The organism is Streptomyces sp. NPDC037401, from assembly GCF_055602345.1.
Genome location: NZ_JBVJWO010000004.1, coordinates 116,290 through 126,910, shown reverse-complemented (window position 1 = coordinate 126,910; position 10,621 = coordinate 116,290). Strand labels below are relative to the sequence as shown.

Sequence of the window (10,621 nt, the reverse complement as noted above, 5' to 3'; positions counted from 1 at the left end):
CCTCTTTCTTCTTTGGCGGACCTTCCCTTCCCCCCCCCCCCCCCCCCCCCCCCCCCCCCCTTTCCCCCCCCCCCTTTTCCCCCCCCCCCCCCCCCGCCGTGCGTCAGCGCGGGTAGAGCGTGTAGAGGAGCCGGTCCGGCGCCACCGGCGGGGTGCCCTGGAGGACCCCGGTGGTGGCGTTCGCGAGCAGGGCCTGCTTGACCTGGGCCGGGGTGCTGCCCGGGAACCGCGACAGGTGCAGGGCCGCGGCCCCGGCCGCGTGCGCGGTGGCCATCGAGGTGCCGCTGAGGGTCGCGGTGGCGGTGTCGCCGTCCTTCCACGCGGACGGGATGGACACGCCGGGCGCGAACAGGGACACGCAGTTGCCGTAGTTGGAGGAGGAGGCCCGCCGGTCGCTGCGGTCGCTCGCGCCGACGCTGATGGTCTCGGGAACCCGGGCGGGCGAGGTGGTGCAGGCCCCGTCGGGGCGGGCCGAGCTGCCTGCCGAGACGGTGTAGGTGATGCCCGCGCGGATCGAGTTGCGCACCGCCGTGTCGAGGAGGGCGTTCGCGGCGCCGCCCAGGCTCATGTTCGCCACGGCCGGTCCGGTCGCGTTCCTCGTCACCCAGTCCACACCGGCGATGACCCCGGACGTGCTCGCCGACCCCTGGCAGTTGAGCACCCGTACGGCCACCACCCGGGCCTCCTTGGCGACGCCGTACGTCGCCCCGGCGGCGATCCCGCCGACGTGGGTGCCATGGCCGTGGCAGTCGTTGCCGTTCTGCCCGTCGCCCACGGTGTCGGTGCCGACCGAGGCCCGGCCGCCGAACTCCGCGTGCGTGGTGCGCAGTCCGGTGTCGATGACGTACACCCGCACGTCCGGGGCCGTCGAGAGGTAGTTGTACGTCGTGGACAGCGGCAGCCTGCGCTGGTCGATCCGGTCCAGGCCCCACGGGGCGCCGGGCTGGGTGCCGGGGGCGGCCGCCGCGCCGAGGGACACCCGCGTGTCCTGGACGACCCGGGCGACCCGCGGGTCGGCGGCCAGCCGGGCCGCCTGCGCCCGGCTCATGCGGGCGGAGAAGCCGTGCAGGGCGGAGCGGTAGACGTGGCCGAGCCGGGCGCCGTCGGCGCGGGCGAGGAGCTCGCGGGCCACGGTGGCGGCGGAGCGGGAACCCGTGGCGCCGGCGCCGGCGGCCCGTTCCTCGAGTACGACGATCCAGCCGTCCGGGACGCCGCTCTCGCCGGGGCCGGCGGTCTGCAGGGCGCCGGGTGCGGCGGACGGGGCTGGTTCGGCGGATGCGGCGCCGGTCTGGAGACCGGCGGCGAGCAGGGCGGCGGGCAGCAGCAGGGCGGCCGTCCGCCGCGGTCGTAACTCTCTCATTCCTGGGACACCTTGACCTCTCGTCGGGACCTCGCGTCGGGCCCTCGCCTCGACAGCGCAGGCCAGAGTCCCGCGGGCGGGGCGCGGGCACAAGAGGGCGCGGGGCCCCGACGCGGCAGCCCTGCCCGGACCGGCCGGGCAGGGCTGCGGCGCCTTTCCGTCAGGAGGTGAAGGTCCACCTCTGGGGTGCGGAGCCGTCGCAGGTCGCGCGGGTCAGCCGGGTGCCGTTGGCGGTGGCGCCGCCGGCCGGGGACAGGCAGCGGCCCGCGTTGCGGAGGCTGTTCTGCGGCCCGGACTGCCAGATCTGGCCCGCGCTTCCGTCACAGGTCTGGATGGTGACCGCGGCGGCCGATCCGTCGAGGCAGACCCCGGCGAGACCCGTCAGCCGGCCGTCGGCGTGGAGCGTCCAGCGCTGGTTGGGGCCGCCGTGACAGCTGTAGAGGGTGGGTTCCGTACCCGGGGCGGTGGCGCTGTGCGGCAGGTCGGCGCAGGTCGCGGAGGCGCCGTTGACGAGGGTGGCGTCGGATGGCATCGGAGCCGGGCGGCCGGTCGCTGTCACCTCGGCGGCACTGGTCCACGGCCCGCGGCCGCCCGCCTCGGTGAGCGCCTTCAGCCGCAGGTAGCGGCCCGTCCTGGCGGCGAGCTGAACGGTCTTGGCGGCGGAGGTGTCGGCAAAGGTTCCGGTCGCCACCGGTGGGCCCCAGTCCGTGGTGGTGTCCGAGACGTAGACCTCGTAGCCGCCGATGCGGCCGTTGGAGCCGCCGTCCTGCCGGGGCAGGTAGCCCAGGCCGTCGACGGTGTAGCGGGCGCCGAGGTCGATCTGCAGCTCGTGCGGCAGCGCCGCGGGGGTGCCGGTGGACCAGGCGGTGTGCCACAGGGTCGCGGGGTTGCCGTCGAAGGCGTTGGCGGCGGCGCCGTTCTCGGCCCTGGTCTCCTGGCTGTCGGTGTGGGCCAGCGTCCAGCCGGACTGCGGGATCGGTGCGGACGAACCGCCGGGGATGGCCCCGGCGACGGGAACGGCCGTGCCGGAGGCCTGCACGGTGAACGCACCGGACTTGGCGCCCGTCTTGACCCAGAGGATGCCGGAGCGGTCCGCCGGGTCGAAGTACCAGCCCGTGGCGGCCGCGTCGTACGCCGCCTTGGAGGCGAGCGCCGGCAGCGCGGACCCGTCGGCGGTCACGCCGGTGGGCGCGGCGGCGACGTGCAGGCTGAACTCGTAGCCGCGGGAGGCCGGCTTGCCGGTGTAGCTGCCGGCCGGGGCGCCCACGGCGACGGTGACGTCGCCGGTGCCGGAGGCGGGCGCGGTGACGTCCACCTTCTGCCGGGCGTAGGCACCGCTCTGGTAGGCACGGGTCAGCCCGTCGTCCTCGTAAAGGGTGAAGGAGGAGCTGCCGCGCGGGTGGATGTCGTAGGTGAGGGTGGAGACCGGCTTCTCGCCCGTGTGGTTCATCTGCGGCCACATCGGCACGATCGCGCCGCCCTTCACGAACAGGGGCAGGGTGTCGAGCGGGGCGGCGTAGCCGTTGAACCAGCCGGGACCCTTGTAGGTCCTGCCCGTCCAGTAGTCGGTCCAGGTCCCGGCGGGCAGGTAGATGCCGTCGCGGGTGGTGGAGTCGGAGACGACGGGCGCCACCAGGAAGGAGTCCCCGGCCATGAACTGTCCGCTGGTGAGGTTGCCGCGGGCCACCGGGTCGCCGGGGTGTTCCAGGACGAGGGCGCGGGTGCTGGGGACGCCGCTCTCGTGGGCGATGCGGCTCATCGTGTAGAGGTACGGCATCAGCCGCATCTTCAGCTTGAGGTACTTGCGGTTGATGGAGCGGTACGGCTCGTCGAACCGCCAGGGCTGCTTGTCCTGGTAGCCGGCCGAGGGGTGGGTGGCGCCCCACCCGGACATGGTCATGAAGGCGGGGGTGAACGCCTTCCACTGGAGGTCGCGGACGTACGTCCTGGGGCTGCCGCCGAAGATGCCGTCGACGTCGCCGGCGGCGTAGTTCAGGCCGGACAGCCCGGCGCCGGCGATGGCGGGGACGTGCCAGCGCATGTCGTCCCACGTGCCGTGGGTGTCCCCGGTCCACACGACGGCGTTGCGCTGGGTGCCGGCCCAGCCGTCGACGGTCCAGACGTAGCGGCGGGCGTCGGAGTTCTTCTCGATGCCCTCGACGGCCTGGCGTACGCCGTCGAAGGCGTACTTGTACCCGCTGCCGATCCAGGCGACGTCGGTCTTGACGCCCCGGGTGCCGGCCGTGCCGACTTCGTCGGCGATGCCGCCCAGACCGGTGGAGGTCCACAGGCCGGTCTGGAAGCCCTTGGCCTTGAGGGCGTCGACGGTGGACTTGAGGGGGGCGGTGTAGCCGCAGCCGTAGCCGTCGTTGGGGAGGAACCAGCCTGAGGGCATGTCGGCGGCGCGGGCATCGGCGGCGTAGCCGACGACGTCGGGGGTGGTCTGGTGGCGGGCGCGGTTGTGGTCGCCCTGGTAGTCGGGGTTCGAGGCGTTCCAGCAGTCGGCGTTGCCGAGTTCGAAGCCCCACATCGGCGCCATGAAGGGCTTGCCGCTGACGTCGGTGTAGGCGTCGAGCACCGACTTGAGCGAGTCGCCGGTGAAGTACCAGGCGTCGAAGCGCTTCTCGTTGTGGGTGAACGCCCCGGGTGCGTTGAAGGCGTACGAGCCCGGTGCCCAGGTGTTGCGCATGACGCCGTAGCCGTTGGTGGACATGTAGAACGGCGCGGGGCTGGCGTTGTCGTTCTCGCGCCACTTGTTGTCGACGGCCACGGGAACGGTCTTGCCGCGCAGGGCCCATTCACCGAGCCGCAGCCCGGTTCCGTAGAACTGCTCGTCGGCGCCGCGGGCGAGGTGCTGCGTGGTCTGGGTGCCGGTCCAGCTGGTGGGCTGCGCCTCCTGCCAGACGGGGGTGGCGTCGTCGGCGCGGTAGACCGAGAACTGCAGGGGTGACTTGTTGACGCGGATGGAGAGCGCCGGGGTGGTGATCCGGTAGTGGCTTCCGGCGTCGGTGTAGCCGGTGGTCACGGCCCCGAAGTCGGTGGTGACGGCGAGGTCCGAGCCGGCCGGGTCGTGGGTGAAGGCCCCGTCGGGCGAGAGCCAGATCCGGAAGATGTCCGCGCGGGCGACCACCACCCTGGCCTTGGCGCCGCTGGACGCCGTGATGGTGAAGGTGTTCCCGGACTGGCTGAAGCCGGTGACCGAGCCCGCCGAGGCGGCGGCGGCCGGGGTGGCGGGGCCGGCGGTGACCAGGGCCGTGGCGGCGAGGGCGAGCACGAGCGCGGTGACGGGTGCGCGCCACCGTCCCCGGCTCCGGGCGGTCCACGGGCGGCGCGGGCGGCCTGGGGGGCGTGTGAGCAGGCGCGGGCGTAGCGGGCCGAACGTCATGGGGCAGCTCCAGCAGCTCTTCGTGCGGTCTGGGCGCGGCCGGGGGTGGTCCGCGCGACACGCGAGTTGATTGGCATGCGCCTGGCAACATAGCGCCCTGGCGCGGGAGTTTGAAAGAAGCTGCTCGAAACTGCTCCCAATCAAGCAACTTCACGCACCGTCCGAGCAGTGCAGGACTTCTTGACCTCAAGTTTGGTTGAGGTCCTACGGTTCCCTGCATGGACATGGAAGTCACCGCCTGGACATCGCTGCACAGCGCGATCAACGCCCAGCAGGAACGACGGCAGCTCTCCCGGCAGAGCCTGCGACGCGTCGCCGCCTTCGCCCGCCCCCATCGCCGGAAACTCGTGCAGTTCCTCCTCCTCAGCGTGGTCACGGCGCTGCTCGCCGTGGCCACCCCCGTGCTCGCCAGCCAGGTCGTCGACGCCATCGTCGACGGCCGCGAGAGCGGCGTCGTCACCCGCCTCGCCCTGCTGATCGCCCTGATCGCCGTGGCCGAGGCCGGCCTGGGCCTGCTCACGCGGAGGCTGTCGGCCACCCTGGGCGAGGGGCTGATCCTGGACCTGCGGACGGCGGTCTTCGACCACGTCCAGCGGATGCCGGTCGCCTTCTTCACCCGCACCCGGACCGGAGCGCTGGTCAGCCGGCTGAACAACGACGTCATCGGCGCCCAGCGCGCCTTCAGCAACACGCTCTCCGGAGTGGTCTCCAACTCCGTCACGCTGCTCCTGACCCTCGTGGTGATGCTGAGCATCTCCTGGCAGATCACCCTGCTCGCACTGGTCCTGCTCCCGGTGTTCGTCCTGCCCGCCCGGCGGATGGGCTCGCGGATGGCGCGGATGCAGCGCGAGGCGGCGCAGCTCAACGCCGCCATGGGCACGCAGATGACGGAACGGTTCTCGGCCCCCGGAGCGACCCTCGTGAAGCTCTTCGGGCGGCCCGCCGACGAGTCCGCGGAGTTCGCGGCCCGCGCCGGGCGGGTACGGGACATCGGGATCCGCACGGCGATGGCCCAGTCGGCGTTCATCACGGCGCTGACGCTCGTCTCGGCGCTGGCCCTCGCCCTGGTCTACGGCCTCGGCGGCTGGTTCGCACTGCGCGGCACGCTCGACGCGGGGGCCGTGGTCGCCCTCGCCCTGCTGCTGACCCGGCTGTACGCCCCGCTCACCTCGCTGGCCGGGGCGCGGGTGGAGGTGATGAGCGCGCTCGTGAGCTTCGAGCGGGTCTTCGAGATCCTCGATCTGAAGCCGCTGATCGCCGAGAAGCCGGACGCCCGGCGCGTGCCCGAGGGCCCGGTCGCCGTGGAGTTCGACCGGGTCTCCTTCGGCTATCCCTCCGCGGACAAGGTCTCCCTCGCCTCACTGGAGGAGGTCGCGAGCCTCGACGCGCGCGGCGGCACCCGGGTGCTGCACGAGGTGTCGTTCCGCGCCGAGCCCGGCCAGATGATCGCCCTCGTGGGCTCCTCGGGGGCCGGCAAGTCGACCATCGCGCAGCTCCTGCCGCGCCTGTACGACACGGACTCCGGCGCGGTCCGGCTGGGCGGCGTCGACGTACGCGACCTCAGCGCCGACTCGATCCGCGACACGCTCGGGATGGTCACCCAGGACGGGCACCTCTTCCACGAGTCCGTACGCGCCAATCTGCTGCTGGCCAGGCCGGACGCCTCCGAGGAGGAGGTCTGGGAGGCCCTGCGCCGCTCCCGCCTCGACGGGCTGGTCGCCTCGCTGCCCGACGGGCTCGACACGGTCGTGGGCGAGCGCGGCTACCGGCTCTCCGGCGGGGAACGGCAGCGGCTCACCATCGCCCGGCTGCTGCTGGCCCGGCAGCGGGTGGTCATCCTGGACGAGGCGACGGCGCACCTCGACTCCACGTCCGAGGCGGCCGTGCAGGAGGCGCTGGGCGAGGCACTGGAGGGCCGCACGGCGGTGGTCATCGCCCACCGGCTGTCGACCGTACAGGCGGCCGACCTGATCCTGGTGGTGGAGGACGGCCGGGTCGTCGAACGCGGCACGCACACCGAGCTGCTGGCCGCCCGCGGGCGGTACGAGGAGCTGTACCGGACCCAGTTCGCGGCCGGAACGGCGGGAACCGCCACGGCGTCCGGCGGGGCCGGGGATCCCGGCCCGGCGCTGCCGGTGCCCGCCACGGGCGGCGCGGCGGGCCCGACGGGCGCATGATGCCGGAAGGGCCCCGCGCCCTTCGGGCGCCCTGCGATGCCGACCCCGGACCCAGGAGCAGTCGATGGACATCAAGCTGGAACTCGTCGCCGTCCCCGTCACCGACGTCGACCGCGCGAAGTCGTTCTACGAGCAGGTGGGATTCCGCACCGACCACGACGTGACGGTGAGCGAGGAGATCCGTTTCGTCCAGCTCACCCCGCCCGGCTCGGCGTGTTCCATCGCCCTGGGCAACGGCCTCACCGAGATGGCGCCGGGGTCGCTGGACAACATGCAGGTCGTCGTCACGGACATCGAGCAGGCGCACGCCGAGCTCAAGGCCCGGGGCGTCGAGGTCAGCGGGATCGACGACCAGCCCTGGGGCTCGTTCGTCTACTTCGCCGACCCCGACGGGAACCGGTGGGCGGTGCAGCAGACCACCCCGCGCACCGCGGGGTGATCCCGGACCGCTCCGGCCGGCGGGCTCTGCTGCCGGATCGGCTACCGGATCAGCTGCGCGAGAGGAGGACCGCTCCCGCGGCCACCAGGGCCAGGGCGACCGCGCCCGCGCCGTAGGCCAGGCGGTGGCTGCGCAGGACGGGGAGGAAGCGGTCGACGGCGTAGCGGCCGGGGCCGGTGAGGGCCAGGGCGGCGGCGGCCGCGATGAGGAGCAGTTCGTACTCGACGCCGCCCTTGCCGGCGAAGAAGCTGCCGCTCCAGCTCACGGCGAGCGCGTTGAGCATGGTGCCGGCGACGGCGGCGGCCGCGAGCGGGGTGAACAGGCCCACGACCAGGGCGAGGCCGCCCACGGTCTCGCTGAGGCCCGCGATCACGGCCATCGCCTCGCCCGCCGGGTAGCCGCTCTTCGAGAAGAAGGCCCCGGTGCCGCTGATGCCGCCGCCCCCGAACCAGCCGAAGAGCTTCTGGGCTCCGTGGGCGGCCATGGTCAGGCCGAGGGCGATGCGCAGCACGAGCAGCCCGGCGTCGTAGGCGTGGGCGGTGGCCGCTGCGGCCACCGGGGCCGCGGTGTCGGCGGCGTCGGCGGTGCGGGGGGTGGCAGAAAGGGAGGTCATGAAGGCGTTCTCTTTCGGTGTGGGTGGATCACCGGACCCGCCGTGCGGTGACGGGTCCGGGCGGAGGGAGCGTGCGGGGAAGGCCGGTGCGAGGGGGCGTACGGCTCAGCCGAACTGCAGCGAGCGCTTGGCGAGGCCCATCCAGAAGCCGTCGATGACGCTGCGCTGCGCGCCCAGCTCGTCCTCGGCGGCGCCGAGGGTGACGAACAGCGGGGCGAAGTGCTCGGTGCGCGGGTGCGCGAGCTGCCCGGCGGGGGCCTTGTGCGCGAAGTCGAGGAGGCCGTCGACGTCCGCCTCGGCGAGCGCCCGGCGCCCCCAGTCGTCGAACTCCGCCGACCAGCCGGGGACCCCGGGGCCGGTGTGGCGCAGTGCGGCGAGGTTGTGCGTGAAGAAGCCGCTGCCGACGATCAGTACGCCCTCGTCGCGCAGCGGGGCGAGCTTGCGGCCGATGTCCATCAGGCGGCGCGGGTCGAGCGTGGGCATGGAGACCTGGAGCACGGGGACGTCGGCCCCGGGGAACATCTCGACGAGGGGGACGTACGCCCCGTGGTCGAGCCCGCGGTCGGGGACGTCCTGGACCGGGGTGCCCGGTGCGCGCAGCAGCTTGCGGACGCGCTCCGCCAGCCCGGGGGCCCCTGGGGCGTCGTAGCGGACCCGGTAGTAGTGCTCGGGGAAGCCCCAGAAGTCGTAGACGAGGGGGACGCGCTCGGTGGCCCCGAGGGCGAGCGGCGCCTCTTCCCAGTGCGCGGAGACCATCAGGATCGCCCGTGGCCTGGGCAGGCCGGCGGACCAGGCGGCGAGCTGGCCGGGCCAGACGGGGTCGTCCGCGAGCGGCGGCGCGCCGTGGCTGAGGTAGAGGGCGGGCATCCGCCCGGGGCTCGCGGTGGTCATGGTGCTCTCCGGTTCCTCTCCCAGTGTGGCGCCGCCGGCGGCGGTCTTGGTTCAAATTCGAATCAGTGCTGCGAGGGTACGCCGCAATTCGAATTTGAACAACTGCCGTACTCTGAGGCCATGGGTGACACGAGATGGCTGGACGCGAACGAGATGAGGGCCTGGAAGGGCTTCCTCGCGGCCGGCGCACTGCTGAACCGGCGGCTCGACCAGCAGCTGAAGGAGGACTCGGGCCTCTCGCACGCGCAGTACGAGATCCTGGTCCGGCTCTCCGCCGCGGCGGACGGCGAGCTGCGCATGACCGAGCTGGCCGATGCGCTGATCAACTCGAAGAGCGGCCTGACCTACCAGGTCGGCCAGCTGGAGAAGGCGGGACTGGTGCGCCGCCGCACGTGCCCCTCGGACGTCCGCGGGGTCTACGCCGTCCTCACCGAGACCGGCCGGGCCCGGCTGGAGGATGCCGCACCCGGCCACGTGGACACGGTCCGCGAGCTGCTGATCGACGTGCTCACCCCGGAGCAGCTCACCGCCATCGGCGACGGCCTCGGCGAGGTCACGCGCAGGCTGCGCGCCTCGTCCCGCTGAGCCTCCGCCGCGCAGCGGGGCGCCGCGGGATCCCGCTCCGGACGGCCGGGAGGACGGCCGCGAGGACGGTCGGGCGGGCGATCAGGGGGGAACGGTCAGGGGACGGTCGCGGGGCGGTCAGGAAGACTTGAGGGACTTCACGGCGAGCTCGTAGGCCGGGAGCATCGCCGTGTGCTCGCCGGTGTCCAGGCCGCCCAGGTGCAGCACGACCACGGCACCCCACGCGGTCCGCACGGCAAGGGCGCGCTCCTGTTTGACCTCGTCCAGGGGCGCCCGCGCGTACCGCACCTCGACCGCTTCGAAGGCGCCCGCCTTCAAGTCGGCGTAGGCGGGCTTCCCCTTGATCTCCTCCTCGGCCACGAAGGCCTCCAGGGTCTGCCGGGCAGTGCCCCCGGCCTTGTCGGCGACCCACACGCGCAGGAAGCCGACGTGCCCGGCCGGCTTCGCGTCGACCTCGCAGACCAGGGTGACCGGGCCCTGGCCGAGCGCACCCAGCGGGCCGTCGGAGCGCACCGCCTCCGGCTGCCACTTCGGTGCGAGGGAGAAGGTCACGGGGAGTTCGCAGGCGGTGCCGGCTGCGCCCAGGGACGCGCCGGCCCGCACGGTGGAGTCCGCCGACGGGGAGGCCGGGCCCGCGGAGTCCGCCGACGGGCCCGCGGACGTCGCGGCCTTGTCCGAGGCGGCGTTGCCGGACGTGCCGGAACAGCCGGTCAGGGCCGCTGCGAACAGGACGGCGGCGGCAGCCGCCGCGGTCCGGGCGGCCGTACGCGCCCTCGTGGTGTCCCCGGTCCGCATTCCCCACCCCGTCGTCTGCCGCCCAAGATCGGCGTCAACCTAGCACGCGGCCGGTCACTGGTTGCGGGAGCCCAGCTCGAACAGGAGGTAGAGGAAGAACGCGAACAAGTGGCCCGCGAAGAGGTAGGCGACCAGGCGGATCACCAGCCCCCGGGGGAACTTCGCCTCGATGCGCTCCCGCACCGAAGCCGCCTCGTCTCGTGCGCTCTGGTCTTCCGGCATGGTGGTTCCCCTCATGGTCTGCGGCGTGAGCGGGGTCACGGCCGCGTCGTGGCGTCGCCCAAGAACCACCCAAGGAAGGTGGTTTTTCGCAAGGGGGGGGAGAAGAGGAAACCGGTCCCCCCCGCTGTGGCCGTCGCTAACCCGTGTGGGGTTA

At 73.3% G+C, this 10,621-nt stretch carries 9 protein-coding genes; 3 read left to right on the top strand and 6 right to left on the bottom strand.

Annotation, left to right across the window (positions count from 1 at the left end; genetic code table 11):
* Positions 1-103 precede the first annotated feature (103 nt).
* Together ACZ7H1_RS04825 and ACZ7H1_RS04820 are read right to left on the bottom strand one after the other, a co-directional pair.
* Entirely contained in the window at positions 104-1,360 is a 1,257-nt protein-coding gene (locus tag ACZ7H1_RS04825; protein ID WP_470783764.1) for a S8 family peptidase, read from the bottom strand.
* 160 nt (positions 1,361-1,520) lie between these two features.
* Positions 1,521-4,745 (bottom strand): TIM-barrel domain-containing protein, encoded by a 3,225-nt coding sequence (locus ACZ7H1_RS04820; protein ID WP_470783763.1) that lies wholly within the window; start codon positions 4,743-4,745, stop codon positions 1,521-1,523.
* A 218-nt stretch (positions 4,746-4,963) separates the two neighbouring features.
* On the opposite strand from ACZ7H1_RS04820, the gene ACZ7H1_RS04815 reads away from it, so the two are divergent.
* Both ACZ7H1_RS04815 and ACZ7H1_RS04810 read left to right on the top strand, forming a co-directional pair.
* Positions 4,964-6,922: an ABC transporter ATP-binding protein gene (locus ACZ7H1_RS04815; RefSeq protein WP_470783761.1), complete on the top strand. Its 1,959-nt coding sequence runs from the start codon at positions 4,964-4,966 to the stop codon at positions 6,920-6,922.
* 64 nt (positions 6,923-6,986) lie between these two features.
* A complete protein-coding gene (locus ACZ7H1_RS04810) occupies positions 6,987-7,361 on the top strand; it encodes a VOC family protein (protein WP_470783759.1) in 375 nt (124 codons plus the stop codon).
* A gap of 49 nt (positions 7,362-7,410) precedes the next feature.
* Here ACZ7H1_RS04810 and ACZ7H1_RS04805 read toward each other — a convergent pair whose 3' ends face one another.
* On the bottom strand, positions 7,411-7,974 hold the full coding sequence (locus ACZ7H1_RS04805) for a DoxX family protein (protein WP_470783757.1): 564 nt from the start codon (positions 7,972-7,974) through the stop codon (positions 7,411-7,413).
* A gap of 105 nt (positions 7,975-8,079) precedes the next feature.
* Positions 8,080-8,865 (bottom strand): dioxygenase family protein, encoded by a 786-nt coding sequence (locus ACZ7H1_RS04800; protein ID WP_470783755.1) that lies wholly within the window; start codon positions 8,863-8,865, stop codon positions 8,080-8,082.
* Between the two features lie 120 nt (positions 8,866-8,985).
* On the opposite strand from ACZ7H1_RS04800, the gene ACZ7H1_RS04795 reads away from it, so the two are divergent.
* A complete protein-coding gene (locus ACZ7H1_RS04795) occupies positions 8,986-9,450 on the top strand; it encodes a MarR family winged helix-turn-helix transcriptional regulator (protein ID WP_470783753.1) in 465 nt (154 codons plus the stop codon).
* Positions 9,451-9,567: 117 nt separating this feature from the next.
* On the opposite strand, the gene ACZ7H1_RS04790 is transcribed toward ACZ7H1_RS04795, so the two are convergent.
* The gene (locus tag ACZ7H1_RS04790) at positions 9,568-10,245 is read right to left on the bottom strand and encodes a lipoprotein (RefSeq protein ID WP_470783751.1); all 678 of its coding nucleotides are present in this window, start codon (positions 10,243-10,245) and stop codon (positions 9,568-9,570) included.
* Between the two features lie 54 nt (positions 10,246-10,299).
* Positions 10,300-10,506 carry a DUF6126 family protein gene (locus tag ACZ7H1_RS04785; protein ID WP_470783750.1) on the bottom strand — a complete coding sequence of 69 codons (207 nt, stop codon included), beginning with the start codon at positions 10,504-10,506 and terminating at the stop codon, positions 10,300-10,302.
* Between the last annotated feature and the right edge of the window lie 115 nt (positions 10,507-10,621).